We start from the raw sequence: 18,729 nt of genomic DNA on the forward strand, positions 1-18,729 counted from the left end.
GCATGTTCGCCGCCCGACTTTCCGGGATCGTCTAACACGTGCCCAGCGCAACGGAGATACTTTCCGATCATGAGGACCGAGGCCAAGCTGCAGCGCTGGGACCGGCTTGCCGAGTGGCCGCTGGCGATCGCGGCTTTCTGCTTCCTGGTGATCTTCTCGGTCCAGGTGCTGATTCAGCCGCAGGGGTTCACCGCCCGCGTGCTGTGGGCGACCGACTGGTCCATCTGGGGCTTGTTCATGGCGGATTACGTTGTGCGGCTTAACCTCGCGCCGAACCGGTGGCACTGGTTCCGCCAGCACCTCCTCGACCTCGCGATCGTGACGTTGCCGCTGTTGCGGCCACTCCGGTTGTTGCGCTTGCTGATTCTGATCGAACTGATGCAGCGCGCGGTCGGCGATGCGTTCCGCGGTCGCATCGTCGTCTACACCGTGTCCGGTGTGGTGCTGTTGATCTACTCCGCGTCGCTGGCCGTATTCGACAAGGAGCGTTACCTGCCCGGCGCGAAGATCGACTCGTTCGGCAAGGCCGTCTGGTGGTCGATCACCACGGTGACGACGGTCGGCTACGGCGACTTCTATCCGATCACCAACACCGGCCGGGTCATCGCCGTGCTGCTGATGATCGGTGGCATCAGCCTGGTCGGCGTCGTGACCGCCGCGCTCGCGTCCTGGATCATCCAGCGGGTGGCGGAGGAGGAGAGCACGATGCAGGCGGCCACTGTCGCGCACATCGAGGAATTGCGCGAGGAGATCCGGGCTTTGGGACGGCAGTTGCACGACAGGGGCGACCGTGACGACTGAAACCTTCACCACGTCGGGTGTCGGCGGCACCCGGATCGTCGCCGACCGGATCGGGGATCCGGCGACACCGGCGGTGGTGTTCCTGCACGGTGGCGGGCAGACCCGGCGCTCGTGGGGCAAGGCGGCCGCCGCGGTGGCCGAGCGGGGCTGGCAGGCGGTCACACTCGACTTCCGCGGCCACGGTGAATCCGACTGGTCAGAGGAAGGTGACTACCGGTTGACCAGCTTCGCCGGCGACGTGGCCGAGGTGCTGCGCCGGCTTCCTCCGCAGCCGGTACTGATCGGCGCGTCGCTGGGCGGATTCACCACAATGCTTCTGGCGGGCGAACTTTCGCCCGGTATCGCCCGTGCGGTCGTGCTGGTCGACATCGTGCCCAACATGAACCAGTCCGGCGCCAACCGGATTCACGAGTTCATGGCCGGCCGGATGCAGACCGGATTCTCTTCGCTCGACGAAGTGGCCGACATGATCGCCGAATACAACCCGCACCGGCCGCGGCCGTCAGACCTCGACGGACTGCGCACCAACCTGCGGCGCCGCGACGGCCGGTGGTACTGGCACTGGGACCCGAAGTTCATCAGCGAGAACGCATCTCTGCCGCCCCACGAGTTGACCGATGTCGACCGGATGAACCGGGCGGTCGAGACGATCTTGGCCGGCGGCGTGCCTGTGCTGCTGGTGCGCGGTCAAGTCAGCGACCTGGTCAGCCAGGACCGCGCCGAGGAGTTTCTTGCCCGCTTCCCGAAGGTCGAGTTCGTCGACGTCCAGGGCGCCGGGCACATGGTGGCCGGCGACCGCAACGATCTGTTCGCCGATGCGGTGCTGGATTTCCTTGCCCGTCAGGGGATCTAGATCGACAGCAGCGCCCCGTAGTGGGCGCCCAGATCGATGGCGGTGTTGATCACCACGCGGTCGATCTGTCGCAGGGCGTGCAGCGCGTTCGCCAGCCGTCGGTGCTCGGGCGCCAGTGGATCGTCGACGTCTTGTCGGGCGAGCGTCTCTGCGGTGTCGATGTAGTCGGTCGACGGAAAGACGTTCGCGGGCTTGTCGAACTCCAGCGCCGTGATCAACACGTCGACGTTGCGGCGGACCTCGTCGGCGGCCGCTCGGATGGCACCGGCCAGCTCCGGTGGGGTGTCGATGTGTAACTCGCTGCTGCGGGCCAGGATTCGCGCGTAGCGGTCGCAGGCGGCGAGCATCCGCAGGCCGTGTCGCATGGTTCGGCGACCGGAAAGTCCGGCGATGCCGGCGCTCATCGGCTTGGCCGTGATGCGGAACTGTGCCAAATCGCGGCCGAGCTGACGCGCTGTCTCGGTGAGCTTCGCGGGTGCGGGAGTGCCCAGCAGGCTGGCGACCGAGGCCTCGATCAGATCGGCCAGCGTCAGGAAGAACGCGTGGGCGTCGCCGCGGATCTTCGCTCTGGTGTTGATCGGCAACACCAGCACGGCGGAGGTGATGCCGATGACCGCACCGACCGCGGTCTCCTCGATCCGCAACAGCAACAGGCTGAAGGTGAATTCGCCGAGTAGGCCGTACATCAACGCGAGCATGGTGCTGATCCAGAAGGTCATCAGGCTGTAGGTGACCTTCATGAAATAGAAGGCGCAGAACAGACATACGAAGATCATCGACAGCGAGGCGATCTTGCTGCCGGACACCAGCGTGGCGACCAGTACACCGCTGGGCACACCGAGCACCGTGCCGAGGAGTCGTTGCCAGCCTTTGTCGAGGGTTTCGGCCCAGGTGTTGGTGCCGGCGAAGATGACGAACGCGGCGATCGCCGCCCAGTACCAGTGCGACGGCGACACGATCTCGCCGAGGATGATCGCCAGTGTCGCCGCGACGGCCACCTGGATGGCCTGCCGGGTGGTGGGCAGCAGTCCGGTGGGTTGCTGACGCTCGACCGCCGCAAGACCTTCGGGCGGCGCCGGTTCGGCGGCGACGTGCTCGATCCGCTTACGGACTTCGGCGGTGGCTTTGGCGGTGTCGACGATCGCCAGCGCCAGGCGGCGGACCGGCAGGTCGTCGGGGTCGGCGTCGAGCTGCTGCTGAGCGACCTGCGCGGTCTGCCGCAGGGCGTCGGTGTGTGGTGTCCGGATCGCCCGCGACAGCATCGCCACGGTGTCGGCCAGCTCGGCCCGGGTGGCGCTCGGGAGGTCGGCCAGGGCGGCCCGGGTGCCCGCGGTCGCGAGACGTTCGACGGTGAGCTCGGCGTCGAACAGCCACAGCGCGAGATCCTCCCCGCTGACGCCCGGCCAGAGCAGGCCGGGATTGACGCGGTCTTCGATCTGGGTCTGGACCGTCAACGCCGTTTCGTTGAGCCGACGCAACCGGACACGGAGCCGGCGTTGCCGTCGCTCGTCGGGGTTACCGATGCGCACGGTCTCCGCGGTGGTGTCGACGACGATCGCCATCCGCGCTCGCAGCGAGCGAATACTCTGACGCAGCACACTTTTCGGACGGTCCGGCATCAGGTAGGTGCTCCACACGAAGGTGCACAGCGTGCCGACCACCGTCGCGCCGATCAGCCACGGCAGCTCGGAGAGCTGGGCCCGTAGGTACAGCGAGAAGAAGTACGCCATGAAGGTGACCATGCCCAGCGCCGTCCCGCGCGGGCCGAACCGCCGCACGTAGACGGCGATGAACACCACGACCACGAAGACGGCGTCGCCGATCACCGGGTGCGGCGTCACCAGCGCCGCTGCGGTGATCGCCGCCGCGGTGGGCAGCGGCAGCAACGCCATCGTGATGCGTTGCCGACGCGGATCGGGCTCATTCACCGAGCGCCCCGACACCATCGTGATCAGCGCGCCCAGCAGGGCCACGGTCATCGGCTGCCCGGTCGCCTTGGTGAGCAGGAACAGCACCAGCAGCGCCGTCGCCAAAGCTCCGGTGGTCCGGGTGGCCATCCGCAGCCGCAGCAGCCCGGGATCCGACCCGACCGCCCAGTTGCGCGCCCGCTCGTACAGCGCGGTTGCGTCACCGAACACCCGTGGCCAGCCTCTCTCGCGGTAAGTGCGTGTCTCTCTCACTCGACTCTGGCACAGCGACCAAGATGGGACCCGATGAGCACGCAGGTGACGCTGGCCGACGGCCGCGAGCTGTTGTTCTTCTCACTGCCCGGGCGTTCGGTGGCACCGGTCGCCGACCGACGCCCGCTGCCGCCGTTCGAGCCGGGGCAGTCGCAGTTGCGCTTCGACCAGGCCACCGGGCAGTGGGTGATCATCGCCGCCCGCCGCCAGGACCGCACCTACAAGCCGCCCCCGGACCAGTGTCCGCTCTGCCCGGGGCCGACCGGGCTCACCAGCGAGGTGCCCGCACCCGACTACGACGTGGTGGTCTTCGAGAACCGCTTTCCGTCGCTGTCCGGCGCCGGTTCGTCCGCTTCGATTCCGGACGGATTCGCCCCGCTGCCGGGCGTCGGACGGTGTGAGGTGATCTGCTTTTCCAGCAACCACACCGGGTCGTTCGCCGAGCTTGCGCCACCGCATGCCCGGCTGGTGGTCGACGCCTGGCGGGACCGGACCGCGGCACTGCTGGCGTTGCCGGGCGTGCAGCAGGTGTTCTGCTTCGAGAACCGGGGTGAAGAGATCGGCGTGACGCTGGCCCACCCGCACGGCCAGATCTACGGCTACTCGTTTCTCACCCCGCGGACGGCGGCGATGATGCAGCAGGCCGCTGCGCACAAGGGCGGCAACCTGTTTGCCGACCTGCTGGCCGCCGAGGTCGCTGACGGCAGCCGGATCGTCGCCCGCACCGACCTGTTCACCGCGTTCGTGCCGTTCGCCGCGCGCTGGCCGGTCGAGGTGCACATCTACCCGAACCGGTTTGTGCACAACCTCGTTGATCTGTCCGAGGCCGAACTCGACGACTTCGCCACGCTCTATCTGGACATCCTGCGCCGCTTCGACCGCATGTATGCCGGCCCGCTGCCTTATATCTCGGCGCTGCACCAATATTCGGACACTCCCGCCCTGCGCGCGGGCTACTTCCACGTCGAGCTGATGTCGATCCGGCGCAGTGCCACCGCGCTGAAATACCTGGCGGCGTCGGAGTCGGCGATGGACGCGTTCATCACCGACGTGGTGCCCGAGGCCGTCGCCGCCCGCCTTCGAGACCTCGCATGACGATCCGGTATTCCGCGCCGGGGCGGGTCAACCTGATCGGTGAGCACACCGACTACAACTTGGGCTGGTCGCTGCCGATCGCGTTGCCGGAGCGGACTTTTGTGGTGTTCGAACCATCTGACGACGACGCCCTGACCGTGTCCAGCGACCTAGCCGACGGCTCGGTGCGAATTCCGTTGACCACCGAACCCGGTGACGTGACCGGGTGGGCGGCCTACGTGGCCGGCGTGGTCTGGGCGCTGCGTTCCGCCGGACATCGGGTGCCCGGTGGTTTACTGTCCGTTTCCAGCCAGGTGCCGATGGGCTCGGGGCTATCGTCGTCGGCGGCGCTGGAATGCGCGGTGCTGGGCGCTTTGTGTTCCGGAGTGGACCGTCTCGACCAAGCGCGTATTGCACAGCGCGCCGAGAACGAATACGTCGGCGCACCAACGGGTTTGCTCGATCAGATCTCGTCGCTGTTCGGGGCGCCGGCGACGGCGTTGCTGGTCGACTTCCGCGACCTGACCGTGTTGCCGGTGGGTTTCGATCCGTCGTCGCGGGGTGTCGAACTGCTGCTGATCGATTCGCGGGAGCGGCACGGCCACGTCGGCGGGGAGTATGCCGCGCGGCGGCTGTCCTGTGAGCGGGCCGCTGCGGATATCGGCGTGGCGTCACTGCGCGAGGTGCGCGACGTCTCGGCGTTGGACCGCGTCAGCGATCCGGTCGATGCCCGTCGCGCCCGGCACGTGCTGACCGAAAATCAGCGGGTACTGGACTTCGTTGCGGCGCTGGGTGATTCGGATTATGCGGAGGCCGGGCGGATTTTCAGCGCGTCGCATGCGTCGATGCGCGACGACTTCGGCATCACCACCCCGCACATCGACCTGATCGCCGCCGCCGCGGTGGACGCCGGAGCGCTGGGTGCGCGGATGACCGGCGGCGGGTTCGGCGGCTGCGTGATCGCCCTGGTGCCGGCCGACCGCGTCGCTGCCGTTTCTGATGCTGTGTGCACCGCTGGCGACCACAAGCCGGTCGTGACGCGGACTTACGCCGCAGAAGGCGCATCCGCCACGTGAGTCACAGCGAGGTGGTGGAGTTCGATGTGCCCACCTCCGAGCGAATTCCGCCGTGCTGCCGAGACTTTTCGCTCAGAGGTGGGCACATCGGTACCCGGTTACCTCCCCGCCGGCTCGATCTGCTCGCCGAGGTCGGTAGCCCTCACGGTAACTCCCAGCCGACGGTGAATCCGTGCCGCAGGACCAAATCAGTCAGCACTTCGGTGCGCTCGGCCAGCGGCCACGATTCGATGGTGAACGGCTCGAGGGCGAAGAACGCGTAGTTGATCGACGTCTCGGGCGTGGTGCGCGGCCGATAGACGACGGCATCCAGTTCTGGCCACCACCGCTTGACGGCGTCGGCGAGCCGATTGCAGGTCCGCCACACGTCCTCGTGCTGCCCGGTGCTGATCTGGTCGTCGACGCCCAGGATGTCGAGATTGGCTTCGGTGCGCAGATCGAACACCCGCAGATGTCGGGCGGCGACCAGTCGCACCAGCCGATGCTCGGCGTGGTCGGCGGGGATCATCAGACCGGTCGGGCGGTAGCGCTCGCGGAATGCGCCGACGAGAGCGCTTGCCGCATAGCGGGTTCGGAATGCGCCGGATTCCGGGTCGAACCGGTAGCGGGCTGACGGGAATCCGGCCCAGGTCCACTCTTGCGGTGGAGCCGCTTCGACTCGCCACAGTTCGGTGCCGGCGTCCACGCGGCGGCGCCGCAGGCCGACAGGTCTCGCGTCGGGCAGCGGCTCTCGATAGCCGGTGGGAAGGTCAGGCACCGATGGCGGCGAGCATCCGCCAGGCGGCGTCGGCTGTCTTGGGCCGGCGCAGCGCCTCGGCGATCGACACGCCGCCCAGTTCGTCGTGTTTCAGCCGCATGATCCGGTCAGCGGCCAACGGGTCGGCGGTGAACGCCGACAGCAGTTCGAGGATGCGCGGCAGGTCGGTCCGCACCCGGTCGGCGTCGAATTGCCAAGCGGGAAAATAGGTGTGGTTGCCGACTGCCGAGCCGATCAGCTTGCCCCGGCTGCGAAGCCGATGCACGGCCTGCGGTGACTGCAGGGCCAGCCGCTGCTGCACCTTCGGCGTCGCCAGCGAGCCGTCGACGAATTCGCGCACCAGGGAGCCACGGCGCTCTTCGTTCAGAGTCTTCGCGGCGACGCGCTGCAATGTTCCGTGCGGCGTGGTCGGCGCGCCGAGGATGGCGTCGAGCACCTCGGCGAAACCGGGCTCGGTGCTGGCACGTTCGACGACCCGGCGAACCAGCGGAGCGACGGTAGTGGACACGACTCCAGGCTACCAGCAGCGCCAACCTATTGAAACAATCGAAACAAGTCTCAGTAGGAGCTGCGGCGTGACGCTCCCGCGCCGGCGCCACTGCGACGGTTACGCCCGCCGGCACGCTGACCACTGTGGGCGGCCTTGGCGCGCTCGCCACCGCGGTTCGGACGGCGACGCTGCTGAGACCGCTGCGCGGGCTGCGCCTGCACCGGCTTGGGAGCCGGGGCCTGGTAGGGGGCGATTTCGCCGACCAGTTGCGCGACCGGCTCGGACGTCGCGGTCACCTGCTGCGGGCGGGCGGCGATACCGGCCCGCTTCATCAGCGCCGAGGTGTCGCGGCGTTGGTCGGGGAGCACGACGGTGACCACATCGCCGGAGCTGCCGGCGCGGGCGGTACGACCGGAGCGGTGCAGGTAAGCCTTGTGCTCGGCGGGCGGGTCGACGTGGACCACCAGCTGCACGTCGTCGACGTGCACACCGCGGGCGGCGATGTCGGTGGCGACCAGTACGCGGGCCTCGCCGGAGGCGAAGGCGGCCAGGTTACGGTCGCGGGCCGGCTGAGAAAGGTTGCCGTGCAGGTCAACTGACGGCACCCCGGACTCGGTGAGCTGGCGGGCCAGCTTCTTGGCCTGGTGCTTGGTGCGCATGAACAAGATCCGACGGCCGGTGCCAGACGCCAGGCGCTGCACCAATTCCGTTTTTGCGCCGGCACTTTCGACGTGGAACACGTGGTGGGTCATCTCCGCCACCGGCGAGTTGGCCTCGTCGACGGAATGCATGACGTGGTTGCGCAGGAATCGCTTGACCAGCTTGTCGACGCCGTTGTCCAGGGTGGCGGAGAACAGCAGCCGCTGACCGCTCGGCGGCGTGGCGGCCAGGATGCGGGTGACGCCGGGCAGGAAGCCGAGGTCGGCCATGTGGTCGGCCTCGTCGAGGACCGTGATGTCGACCGCGTCGAGGCTGATCAGCCGTTGGCGCATCAGGTCTTCCAGTCGGCCCGGGCACGCGACGACGATGTCGACGCCGCCGTTGAGCGCGGATTCCTGGCGGGTCTGCGACACGCCGCCGAAGATCGTGGTGACCTTCAGGCCGTAGCTGGCCGCCAGCGGCTCGAGGGCCGCGGTGATCTGGGTGGCCAGCTCGCGGGTGGGTGCCAGTACGAGGCCGGTGGGGTGCTTGGGCCGCCGCTTCGCGTTGGCGAGGCGGGTCACCAGCGGGATCGAGAAGGCAAGCGTCTTACCGCTACCCGTCTTTCCGCGACCGAGCACGTCGCGGCCGGCCATGGTGTCGGGCAGGGTGTCGACCTGGATCGGGAAGGGCGCGTCGATTCCGCGCGAGGACAGGTTGCTGATCAGTCGCTCGGGCACACCGAGCTCAGCGAAGGAAACAGAAGTCATTGTGCGACAGTGCCTTTCGGGCATCAGGAAATACAGGTGGCGAGATTGCCGGTGGGCAAAATCGATCGCCGCGAGAAAGCTTGGAATGGAATGTCGGAGCAGTCCACGACGTGTCAGCGTGCTGATGATGCCGACGTTGAGACCAGACTAACCTACCGGCGGGTAATTCCAGCCATGGTGTGAGCTAGACCATGTCGTTGCGGGTCAGCCACTGCATCACCGGCCAGCCGATGAAGACCGGTAACCAGCAGGTCAGGACCCTGTACAGCAGTACCGAGGGCACGCTGACGGCCGCTGGGACGCCGAACGCGGCGAGGCCACCGATCAGGGCCGCTTCGACAGCGCCGACACCGCCGGGCGTCGGGGCGGCCGAGGCCAGCGTGCCGCCGACCATCGTCACCACGGTCACGGTGACGAAGCTGGTGCTTCCGCCGAACGCCTCGACGCTGGTCCACAACGCCAATGCCGCACCGAGTGTCGTCCCGGTGCAGCCCAAGACGATCAACGCCATCCGCTGGGGCTCGCGCGCCACCTCGACGATGTCGGTGCTGATCTCCTTGAGCTTGGGCGTCACCGCCGTCGACAGCCAGCGCCGCAGGTTGGGAACCAACAGTGACACGCCGACCAGGCCCAACGCCGCACCGGCAATCAGGTACAGCACTGTCGAATTCGGCACGAAATGCGACAGGTCGGTTCCGGCGCCCGCGACGGTGCTGAACAGGATCAGCAGCAGGACGTGCATGATCACCTGCATCGACTGCTGCAGCGCGACCGCGGTGGTGGCCCGCGTGGTGCTGAGCCCGCTCTTCTGCAGGATGCGGGTGCTCAACGCGAGCCCGCCGACGCCGGCCGGCGTGGTGGTCGCGGCAAAAGTGTTGGCCACCTGTGCAATCGAGAGACGCCAGAAGTTCACCGACTCGTCGGCGCTGGCCCACAACGCGGCCGCGGCGCCTACGTACGTCGACGCCGAGATGGCGAGGCCGAGCAGCGCCCACCACCAGTTGGCCTTGCCCAGTGCGTTGAAGAACGTCGGCACCGTGCTGATGAACGGATAGGCGACGTAGACCAGCGCGACCAGCAACACCAACTGGATCAGCTGGCTGCGGGTGAACCGGGTGACCGTCTCGGATTTGATTTTCTCCGTACCGGTTTGACGCATCACCGCGGCCCGGCTGCGGGAGATCACGGCTTTCGGATCGTTCACCGAATTCCGGACGTGTTTCGGCACAGCAGTTTTGGTGAGCCGCCGCGACGCGGTCAGCACGGTCTCGCAGCCGAGCACCTCAATCGCGGCAGCGACAGCCTCCTCGGCGCCGTACAACGCCGTCGTCGTCACCAACAGCTGGGCGATGTCGCCCTGGAGTTGATTATCGGTGGCGCCGTATTCCGCGCTGCCGAAGCCGCCGAAGAACACCGCGCCGTTGCTGACGGTGATCTCCTTGTCGCGCAGGTCACCGTGGGCGATCTGATGATCCTGCAGCTTGCGCAGCGACTCCCAGACTTCGGCCGCGGGGATGGAACTGTGGCACTCCTTGAGCGGTCCGCCGCGAATTTGCTTGTGCGCGTACAGCGTCCAGCCTCGGTCCAGTGTGCCGACCGCGATCGTGGTGGTGTTGGCTACGCCCAGGTCGCCGATCGCGATGGCCATCAGGGCCCGGTGCTCGACGGCGCGTCGCATCGAGGTCTGCAGGGGAGCGGTCTCGTTCTCGCGCAGCCGCAGGATTCGCCACGCCTGCCGCAGCGCGCCACCGCTGCGTTGATGCGGCCCGTACATCTCGACGACGGCGTCTTCTTCCGGGTCGGTGGTGACGGCTGATAGGACCAGCGGCCCCGAGCCGGCGGGGCGGACCACCCGCAGCTCGTCGACCGCGAAGCCGCGTTTGGCCATCGCACGCACCGCGCCGTCGAGCGGTACTTCGAGCGCCGGCGTCCCACTGACCAGCACTACCAGCGCACCCACGAACCAGCCGGCCGCGAGACCCAACAGCGACCGGGCCGGCACGATCGCGCTGACCACCAGGTGGATCGGGATGAACGCCAGCAGCAGCGCCCACCACCAGTGCCGCCAGCGGGCCGGCAGCCACGGTCCCGACACTGTCAGTACGGCGGCGAGCATGCCGATCCAGCGCGGGTCGTCAAGGAATTGCGCCAGCACGGTGCGCAGGCGTTCGTTGAGGTCGAAGTGCCAGCGCGGTGCGGCCAGGCCGGTGCCGGTGATGGACAGCGCGAGCACGGAGATCAGCGCCGCGGCGGCGTAGGGGATGAGGAGTCGCCACTGCCGGGCCAAGATCAGACCGAACAGGATCATGAACGGCAGCGCCAGCACCGCGAGGCCGTAGACCAGGTAGACGATGTCGGACTGGGTCGGCGTCAGCACCCCGATGACCCGGGAGATGGACATCTCCAGGCCGTCCCACCGCGTGCGGGTGATCAGCGAGCTGGTGATCACGGCCGCCAGCAGCGCCCCCGACAGGGCCACCCGCAGCATGTCGTTGGTACGGCGAGTCAGCGGCTGCAGCAGGCTGCCGGAAACCCTGACCTCGCGACCGTCGACGAGCATGCTCCAGGCAACCTCCGGCGTCTGTCAGCGTTCCGCGGACAACATAACCGGTGACCTCCGCCGATAGCCGGATTGTCGAGGGTCGCGGACCGCTTCGATGCCATGCTGAGTCACAGCTGTCACCTGCGTATCAATGTCTGGGCACAACAATCTTTTCAAAAACGTGACCACAGGCGATATCACCAGGTCATCGGCAGCTCGACGTGATATCGCCCGTAGGTCCGTTTTCGAAAGAGGTACACACCCCGGAGCCAGTGACTGCTGTGGCTGCCGAGACAACGCACAGCGACTACCTAGCCAACTCACGTAGTTTCGAGTCATGGCGAGAACGGACAACGACTCCTGGGAAATCACCGAAAGCGTCGGCGCGACGGCATTGGGGGTGGCATCGGCACGCGCCTCGGAGACCGAGCGGGCTGATCCACTGATCCAGGACCCTTTCGCGCGGGTGTTCCTGGACGCCGCCGGCGACGGGGTGTGGAACTGGCACGCCGGCGGAGAGCTGCCGGCCGAGGTGGTCGAGGCCGTGCCCGAGTTGCCGCTGCAGATGGACGCGATGGTCGGCTACATGGCCTCGCGGACCAAGTTCTTCGACACGTTCTTCCTCGACGCCGCCGCGGCGGGCATCAAGCAGGCCGTCATTCTGGCCGCGGGCCTCGACGCCCGGTCGTGGCGGCTGCCCTGGCCGGACGGCGTGACGGTGTACGAGCTGGATCAGGATCGGGTGCTGGACTTCAAGCTGGCGACGCTTACCGATCACGGCGCACAGCCGGCCGCAAACAGGACGGCTGTTGCGGTCGACCTCCGACACGACTGGCCAAAAGCATTGCTGGAAGCCGGATTTGACCCGTCGCAGCCGAGCGTCTGGTCGGCCGAGGGACTGATGCCCTACCTGCCGAACGCGGCGCAGGAGCTGCTGTTCGAGCGGATCGCCGAGCTGGCGGCTCCCGGTAGCCGGGTAGCGGTCGAGGCGCTGGGGCCGAAATTCAACGACGAGGAGTTGCGGGCCAAGCGTCGCGAGCGGATGAATCGGGTGCGCGAGGTGTTGGCCAAAACGGACACGGACCGCGAGGTGCCCAGGACCGACGAGCTGTGGTACTTCGAAGACCGCGAACGGGTCGGCGAGTGGTTCGCCCGGCACGGCTTCGACGTGAGCGTGACTCCCGCCGCCGATCTGATGGCCGGCTATGGTCGCAGCGCCGACAGCGCGGTGGCAGATCTGGTTCCGGCTAACGAATTCGTCGACGCCCGAGTGGCTTAGGGCACCGGCTTGACCGGCGGGATGTGCCACGTCCCGTCCAGGATCGACGGCTTCTTCTCGTTGGGCCAGTACAGCCGCAGCATCAGCGAGAACCGATCCTTCGGCGCGGGAAGCCAATTGGCCTCCTTGTCCGGGCCGGGGGAGTCGGCCTGGATGTAGAAGTCGGTCGAGCCGTCGGGGTTGGCCACCAGCTTGTCGCGCGGGCTCAGCGTGTAGCGGTTGAGCGGGTTCTCGACGAAGAAGTGGTCGCCGTTGTACATCGTGAGCGACCAGAAGCCTTTCGCCGGCGGTAGCTGGCCCTTGTCGAAGTGCATCAGGTATTTGGTTGCGCCGCTGTACTTCTGCTTGGTGTCCGGGCCGTCCGAGGTCGGGTAGACCGCGTCCTCGGGCAGGTTGGCGCCGACGCCGACCTGAGTGACGAAGGCCCGCTGCCGGTAATTGGTGCCGTAGGTGCCGGCCTTGATCGTGTAGGCCCAGCCGTTCTTGAAGACGAAGTCGCCGGCGACCACGCCGTCTTCGCGCCAGCCAGAGATGTTGTCCTGCCCAAGTTTCGGCGCCATCGCGAGACCTTTGTTCGCGTCGGCGGGCAGCTTGGACGGGTCGAAGTCCTGTCCCGGGACGATGCCGAGCCGGGCCAGCTTGGTCACCATCGGTTCGTCGGCCGCAGCGGGCGGGTTGGTCTTGAGCAGGCGGGCGAACAGCTTGAAAAACTCCGGCGCGCCAAGGGTATTCACCTGCTGGCGCACCGACGTCGTCATGTCCACCGACGCGGTCAGCTGGGGGATCGGCGGCAGGTAGGGCTTGCCGAACGACGACAGCGGCGTCGCGGTGATCTCGTCCTGCAGCTTGTGCACCGCGTCGTAATCCTCCGGGGTGCCCGAGCAGTAGATGCGGCCGAGCAGCCACACCAGCGCCGTCGGCGACTTGTACTCCAGCACGTCCGGCGGCAGGGTGCCGTGCCAGCCGGGGCCGGTGATCGCGAAGGTGCGGGCTCTGCCGCCGCCGTTGCGGGTGCCGGGCGCGGCGAAGACGTTGGTCCAGGCGTCCAGCATCGGCAGCAGGAAGTAGCGGTCGCCCATGTCCGGGACGGTGACGATCCAGGGTTCTTTGGACACGTCGAACCAGGCCTGGGTGTAGAGCGTGTCGGCGTTGGGCACGGCGGTGGTGTGGACCGCGGCGGTGGGGTAGGTGCGCTGGCGGGCGAATTGGCCCATCGGGGCGCGGGTGTCTTCGCCGGCGGGGACGTTGGTGAATTCGCGGCGGGTGTATTCCATCGTGACGAGCGGATAGGCATACGCGTAAGCCTCGGTCGCGATGTCGGTGGCCTCGGACTGCGACAAGCCCGGCGCCGCAGGTGGTTTCGGTGCCGGGGCCGGTTCGTCGTTGCCGCCGCACGACGTGATCAGCATCAAGGTGGCCAGCAGCGCGCCGACCCTGGCGATGGTTGATCGCATATTCGGATACTTTCATGCCTTCGGGCGGGGCGCTGAGCGATCAGCCCCACATCCGGAAAGCAGGTCCGTCCCTAGCCCCGGCTTGGCGGCCTGCGCGTTCCGTCCTTGCCAACGTGCAGGACGTCGAAGGATTCTTTCGGTGTCCTTTTGCCGGTGTCCCAGATTTCGAGTGCTTGCTCTGGAAATACTGAGGACGGGAAGAACATCACCGACAGATCACGGCCGACCAGCACTGATCCGAGACCGCGAATATCGCTGGACACTCTGATAATTCCGTCCCGCGCCTCATAGGCTCGGCTTTCGACGAGCGCAGGGTCCATATTGAGGAGCTCCGCGGCGAGGTCGATTTGGTCTTTCCTCATTCCGCGGGCTGCCTGCTTCTAGTCGGCCCAGGCAGCCACGTTCGCGTCGTCGCGTGCGGTTCCTGCATAAAAGAATTCTGCACCGTTTGGTGAGGACGCCCCACCGATCCGCCTCCCACGTTGAGCACCGACGGAGGGGGACAATTGGACTATGCGGTCACGTCGAGGTGCCGTGGCATTTATCGCTGCTGCCGTGCTGGTCAGCGCGATGCTGGTCAGTGCTACGCCCACCTCGTATGAGCCGCCGCCGATGGTGGCCAACCCGGTCGAGCACGTCGACACCCTGATCGGTACCGGCAACGGCGGCAAAACCGTCGGCGAGATCAACAACTTCCCCGGGCCGTCGGTGCCGTTCGGGATGGTCCAGTATTCGCCGGACACGGTCGGCAACTATGCGGGCTACAGCCACTCTAACGGCCGCGCGACCGGGTTCAGCATGACGCACGCCTCGGTGGGTTGCCCAGCCTTCGGGGACATCTCGATGCTGCCAACGACGAGCCCGGTGGGCGACGAGCCGTGGAAGGCGTCCGAGGAGATCGCGCACGACAGACACGAGCGCGGTGTGCCGGGCTATTACACGGTGCGGTTGCCGTCGGCCGGTGTGACGGCCGAGCTCACCGCCACCAACCGCACCGGGGTCGGGCGGTTCCACTATCCGCGTGATCGCGCGGCCCGGTTCTTGGTGCAACCCGGCGGCTCGCTGGGTGGGACTTCGGCCGCGAACATCGCGATCAGCGACGACAACACCACGATCACCGGATCGGCGACCAGCGGCGGATTCTGCGGCAAGAACAACGTCTACACGGTCTACTTCGTGATGAAGTTCAGCAAGCCGTTCAAGGCATTCGGCACCTGGGACGGCTTCGAGGTATTTCCGAACGGTCGCAGCGCGTATTCGAGTTACCAGGGGTCCAGCGGAGGGTACGTCGAATTCGACGCCGGCTCAGACCTGGAAGTGCGAACGGCGTTGTCCTACGTCGACATTGACGGAGCGCGCAAGAATCTCGACGAGGCCGCGGCGAATTTCGACGACATCCGCGGCGTCGCGTCGAAGCAGTGGAACGACGCGCTGTTACGGATCAGGGTCGCCGGCTACACCGAAGACGACATCGTCACCTTCTATTCCGCGCTCTACCATTCGCTGTTGAATCCCAACACATTCAACGACGTCGACGGCCGCTACATCGGATTCGACCGCGACATCCACACCGTCGAAGCCGGGCACACCCAGTACGCGAACTATTCCGACTGGGACACCTACCGCGGGGTGGCGGCGCTGCAGGGCATGTTGTTCCCGCGTGAAGCCAGCGACATGGCGCAGTCATTGGTCAACGACGCCGAGCAGAGCGGTTCGTTTCCGCGGTGGGCGCTGGCCAATACCGCGACCGCAGAGATGACCGGTGACAGCGTGGTGCCGCTGATTGCCAACTCCTATGCGTTCGGTGCCAAGGACTTCGACGTCCAGCGGGCGCTACACTTCATGCTCGATGCGGCGACCGAAGGCGGGGTCGGCCGCAACGGCTACGTCGAGCGGCCCGCGGTGGGCACGTATCTGAAACGTGGTTATCTGCCGTTGCCGTCGTCATCGTGCCACGGCTCATTCCCAGCGGCGTCGATCTCGCTGGAGTGGTCGGTCGACGACTTCGCCATCTCCCAATTCGCCTCGGCACTAGGTGATTCCGATGCCGCTGCCAAGTTTCAGGATCGGGCGCAGTACTGGCAGAACCTGTTCAACCCAACCACCCACTCTATCCAGCCACGCAACTCGCTCGGATTCTTCCCCGAGGGGCCCGCGGTGGTGCCGCCCGGGAAGGGCTGCTTCAGCCAGGTCGGGTTCGATGAGGGCAACGCCGAGCAATACGTCTGGTACGTGCCGCAGAACGTGGCTGGTCTGGTGACCGCTCTGGGTGGGCGTTCGGCTGCTTCGGAGCGGCTGGATACGTTCACCTCGCAACTGAACGTCGGCCCGGTGGAGCCGTATCTGTGGGCGGGCAACGAGCCGAACTTTTCGGTGCCGTGGCTGTACAACTACCTCGGACAGCCCTGGAAGACACAAGAATTGGTCGACCGGATCCGCAGTGAGCTATTCAGCCCTACGCCGGATGGTGAGCCTGGCAACGACGACCTGGGCGCGATGTCGGCGTGGTATGTCTGGTCGGCGCTGGGCTTGTATCCCTTTGTGCCCGGGACGTCGGTGTTGACGGTGAATACGCCGCTGTTCGACAAAGTCGAGATCGCCTTGCCCGCAGACAAATTCATTCGGATAACTGCGCCGGGGGCGTCCGGGCATCACCGGATGCAGTACATTTCCGGCCTGCACATTGACGGTCGAGCGACTAACAAGACGTACTTGCCGGAGTCAGTGCTTGCCGGCGGCGGGGAGCTGGCGTTCTCGCTCGCGTCGAAGCCGAACAAGTCGTGGGGGACTGCTGCAGACTCGGTGCCGCCATCGTTCGGGACGGGGAGCCTGGCGGTAACGGTGAACGTGTCGCCTTCGGTCGTCGCGATGGATGCTGGTACTACCACGGATGTGACGGTCAATGTGCAGCGGATGGTCGACGGGCCAGAGGGTTACGAGATCAGCGGAAAGTCGTCTGAGCGAGGCATTTCCGTGGAGTCGGTGTCGGGGAAGTTCGGCGACGACGGGTCGGGGACGTCGACGGTGACGATCAAGGTAGCGGAGTCGGTGCGGGATGGGTACTACCCCTTGACGTTGACGACCAAGGCCGGCAAAGGGGAGCGGACGTTCATGTTGCTGGTTGCGGCGGGGGAGGGTTAGGTGGTGGGGGGCTGAGGGGTGGTCATCGGCTCAGTCTGAGCAAACTCGCCACAGAGCTAAACATGCTTCCTTATCTCTATTCTTCGATGTCGGCCACCAGCCTTACCGGGTAGCGCCCTGACAGATGTGGCGAAATCTCTGACACCTATGTCTGCTCCGGCTGTAGGTTGTGGCGTAGGTCCCAGCAGAGGTGGGAAGGTCGGATCAATGTCGCGTGGTGGTCTTTACACGGGCTTCGCGGGTAATCGCGTTATGGGCACTGACGACATGCGCAGTGCCCTGCAAGCCGGAATCATAGCGGTCGATACGAACGTTCTCCTGAATTTGTATCGGTATAACGAGCAGACGGTCGCTGATCTGCTGGGCGTCTTGGCAGCTGCTAAAGAGCGGCTGTTCGTGCCGCACCAGGTAATCCGCGAATTCTGGCGGAATCGGCAATTCGTACTCTGCGGCACTGGCGGCGCGACCAAAGATGTTCACGCAGCACTCCAGAAAAACAGTGCATCGACGCAGAACGCAATCCGCCAATGGGCGAAGAGTGTCGCCTTGAGCGAATACGAACGAAATGAAATGGAAGGGCACATCGAAACTTTCTTTGCCCAGCTGCGCGACCGTATCGGCGAAGAGCCAACTCGCGTAAGGCCCGATACTCCGACAGGCCAGGACCGCATGCTGAACGAGCTCGAGCGAGTTCTCCAAGGCGCCGTCGGCGAGGAACTTTCGTCTGAGGAATGGGATAACGCGGTTGCTGAGGGACAGCGCCGGGCCGAGAGTTCTGTGCCGCCCGGTTACATGGACGTCGACAAGCTTGACCTTGATCTCGAAGAGGGAGCCTCTGGCGACTACCTTGTCTGGTACCAGCTCATTAAGGAAGGGCGAAGAGCAAAACAAGACCTCATCTTGGTCACTGCAGATGTCAAAGAGGACTGGTGGAATCGCGCCGAGCGGGGGGTCAAGGTTGGCCCTCGCGTCGAGCTGATCACCGAATACTTGCACGAGACTGGCTGCCGCTTTTACCTTCTCGAACCCTCAGATCTTCTGAAACATTCCTCCGCACTCGGCGTCGGCACGAGTGAAGAGTCGTTGCAAGACGTCGAGCGAGTTCACAGCCAAACGCATGCCCAGGTCTCGTGGACGCTTGAAGCTATAACCGCTGTCCTAAGCGAGCTGGAAACCCAGGGACACCCTCAGGCGGAGGTGATTCGCGAAGCGGTTGAGAACAACGGTCGAATCTCAAGGGAACGCGTTTACGAGATTGATGGCCGCGATCACGGTCAGATGCTTCGTGGTTTCACCAAGCCGGTGAAGCGCGTAACTACCGAACTGCAGGAGCGGGGTGACGTGCCGTTCGGTGTGGTGCCGCTCCTGCGAGCGGTCTATGAGGCCGGCGTTAAGTCCTCACATTTTGCTGTTCCGAGCGAGGTCGTGGAGCTACTGGCGACTGCAGATCGCGACTCGCAATCCTGAACGACAGGCGGGGCACGACTATGACTGACAGGCAACGCTCTTGCTCTCGCGCTTGCGACGGCCGAGGCCAAAGCTGGATGGCCATCTGCCACAATCTTTCACCCGCCGGCGCGGGAGAGATTCTAGCGAGTCGTTCGCCGCGCTGACGGTGGAAATCATTACATTGCAGTCAAGTTCACCGAAGACGACAAGCCAGTCATTCGGCT

General features: G+C 66.0%; 14 protein-coding genes. 7 read left to right on the forward strand and 7 right to left on the reverse strand.

All coding sequences use genetic code 11. The features are described 5' to 3' along the window. The first annotated feature begins 69 nt into the window (after positions 1-69). Complete coding sequence (locus CYU59_RS04920) at positions 70-801, forward strand: potassium channel family protein (protein WP_292976534.1); 732 nt, start codon at positions 70-72, stop codon at positions 799-801. Next, on the forward strand, positions 791-1,654 hold the full coding sequence (locus CYU59_RS04925; protein ID WP_292976537.1) for an alpha/beta hydrolase: 864 nt from the start codon (positions 791-793) through the stop codon (positions 1,652-1,654). The genes CYU59_RS04920 and CYU59_RS04925 overlap by 11 nt, the downstream gene beginning before the upstream one ends. On the opposite strand, the gene CYU59_RS04930 is transcribed toward CYU59_RS04925, so the two are convergent. Further along, a complete protein-coding gene (locus tag CYU59_RS04930) occupies positions 1,651-3,711 on the reverse strand; it encodes an FUSC family protein (protein WP_292976592.1) in 2,061 nt (686 codons plus the stop codon). The two genes, CYU59_RS04925 and CYU59_RS04930, sit on opposite strands and share 4 nt — an antisense overlap. A 156-nt stretch (positions 3,712-3,867) precedes the next feature. On the opposite strand from CYU59_RS04930, the gene galT reads away from it, so the two are divergent. Both galT and CYU59_RS04940 read left to right on the forward strand, forming a co-directional pair. Then, positions 3,868-4,929, forward strand: a complete 1,062-nt coding sequence (gene galT / locus CYU59_RS04935) for a galactose-1-phosphate uridylyltransferase (RefSeq protein WP_292976539.1) — start codon at positions 3,868-3,870, stop codon at positions 4,927-4,929. Beyond that, on the forward strand, positions 4,926-5,984 hold the full coding sequence (locus CYU59_RS04940) for a galactokinase (RefSeq protein WP_292976542.1): 1,059 nt from the start codon (positions 4,926-4,928) through the stop codon (positions 5,982-5,984). The genes galT and CYU59_RS04940 overlap by 4 nt, the downstream gene beginning before the upstream one ends. A gap of 142 nt (positions 5,985-6,126) precedes the next feature. On the opposite strand, the gene CYU59_RS04945 is transcribed toward CYU59_RS04940, so the two are convergent. From CYU59_RS04945 to CYU59_RS04960, 4 genes are all read right to left on the reverse strand, one after another. Then, complete coding sequence (locus CYU59_RS04945; protein WP_292976544.1) at positions 6,127-6,741, reverse strand: RES domain-containing protein; 615 nt, start codon at positions 6,739-6,741, stop codon at positions 6,127-6,129. Further along, positions 6,734-7,249: a hypothetical protein gene (locus tag CYU59_RS04950; RefSeq protein WP_292976547.1), complete on the reverse strand. Its 516-nt coding sequence runs from the start codon at positions 7,247-7,249 to the stop codon at positions 6,734-6,736. Before CYU59_RS04950 ends, CYU59_RS04945 begins: the two co-directional genes overlap by 8 nt. Positions 7,250-7,299: 50 nt before the next feature. Further along, on the reverse strand, positions 7,300-8,664 hold the full coding sequence (locus CYU59_RS04955) for a DEAD/DEAH box helicase (RefSeq protein WP_292976550.1): 1,365 nt from the start codon (positions 8,662-8,664) through the stop codon (positions 7,300-7,302). Positions 8,665-8,824: 160 nt separating this feature from the next. Further along, positions 8,825-11,200, reverse strand: coding sequence for a lysylphosphatidylglycerol synthase transmembrane domain-containing protein (locus CYU59_RS04960; RefSeq protein WP_292976553.1), 2,376 nt, complete (start codon positions 11,198-11,200; stop codon positions 8,825-8,827). Positions 11,201-11,519: 319 nt separating this feature from the next. Between CYU59_RS04960 and CYU59_RS04965 the strand changes: the two genes are divergently transcribed. Continuing rightward, positions 11,520-12,461, forward strand: a complete 942-nt coding sequence (locus CYU59_RS04965) for a class I SAM-dependent methyltransferase (RefSeq protein ID WP_292976555.1) — start codon at positions 11,520-11,522, stop codon at positions 12,459-12,461. Here CYU59_RS04965 and CYU59_RS04970 read toward each other — a convergent pair. Then, complete coding sequence (locus tag CYU59_RS04970) at positions 12,458-13,915, reverse strand: DUF1254 domain-containing protein (RefSeq protein ID WP_292976557.1); 1,458 nt, start codon at positions 13,913-13,915, stop codon at positions 12,458-12,460. The genes CYU59_RS04965 and CYU59_RS04970 overlap by 4 nt on opposite strands. A gap of 71 nt (positions 13,916-13,986) precedes the next feature. Continuing rightward, on the reverse strand, positions 13,987-14,277 hold the full coding sequence (locus tag CYU59_RS04975; RefSeq protein WP_292976560.1) for a hypothetical protein: 291 nt from the start codon (positions 14,275-14,277) through the stop codon (positions 13,987-13,989). A gap of 151 nt (positions 14,278-14,428) precedes the next feature. On the opposite strand from CYU59_RS04975, the gene CYU59_RS04980 reads away from it, so the two are divergent. Next, positions 14,429-17,056 (forward strand): GH92 family glycosyl hydrolase, encoded by a 2,628-nt coding sequence (locus CYU59_RS04980; RefSeq protein ID WP_292976563.1) that lies wholly within the window; start codon positions 14,429-14,431, stop codon positions 17,054-17,056. Between the two features lie 252 nt (positions 17,057-17,308). Continuing rightward, a complete protein-coding gene (locus CYU59_RS04985; protein ID WP_292976566.1) occupies positions 17,309-18,523 on the forward strand; it encodes a PIN-like domain-containing protein in 1,215 nt (404 codons plus the stop codon). The last annotated feature ends 206 nt before the right edge of the window (positions 18,524-18,729 follow it).

Source organism: Mycobacterium sp. (genome assembly GCF_002863225.1).
GTDB lineage: Bacteria > Actinomycetota > Actinomycetes > Mycobacteriales > Mycobacteriaceae > Mycobacterium.

Bases quoted from the DNA above. Each gene is read 5' to 3' on its own strand.
- CYU59_RS04920 (WP_292976534.1), top strand. From the start codon at position 70: ATGAGGACCGAGGCCAAGCTGCAGCGCTGGGACCGGCTTGCCGAGTGG.
- CYU59_RS04930 (WP_292976592.1), bottom strand. From the start codon at position 3,711: ATGGCCACCCGGACCACCGGAGCTTTGGCGACGGCGCTGCTGGTGCTG.
- galT (WP_292976539.1), top strand. From the start codon at position 3,868: ATGAGCACGCAGGTGACGCTGGCCGACGGCCGCGAGCTGTTGTTCTTC.
- CYU59_RS04940 (WP_292976542.1), top strand. From the start codon at position 4,926: ATGACGATCCGGTATTCCGCGCCGGGGCGGGTCAACCTGATCGGTGAG.
- CYU59_RS04955 (WP_292976550.1), bottom strand. From the start codon at position 8,664: ATGCCCGAAAGGCACTGTCGCACAATGACTTCTGTTTCCTTCGCTGAG.
- CYU59_RS04960 (WP_292976553.1), bottom strand. From the start codon at position 11,200: ATGCTCGTCGACGGTCGCGAGGTCAGGGTTTCCGGCAGCCTGCTGCAG.
- CYU59_RS04965 (WP_292976555.1), top strand. From the start codon at position 11,520: ATGGCGAGAACGGACAACGACTCCTGGGAAATCACCGAAAGCGTCGGC.
- CYU59_RS04970 (WP_292976557.1), bottom strand. From the start codon at position 13,915: ATGCGATCAACCATCGCCAGGGTCGGCGCGCTGCTGGCCACCTTGATG.
- CYU59_RS04975 (WP_292976560.1), bottom strand. From the start codon at position 14,277: ATGAGGAAAGACCAAATCGACCTCGCCGCGGAGCTCCTCAATATGGAC.
- CYU59_RS04980 (WP_292976563.1), top strand. From the start codon at position 14,429: ATGCGGTCACGTCGAGGTGCCGTGGCATTTATCGCTGCTGCCGTGCTG.
- CYU59_RS04985 (WP_292976566.1), top strand. From the start codon at position 17,309: ATGGGCACTGACGACATGCGCAGTGCCCTGCAAGCCGGAATCATAGCG.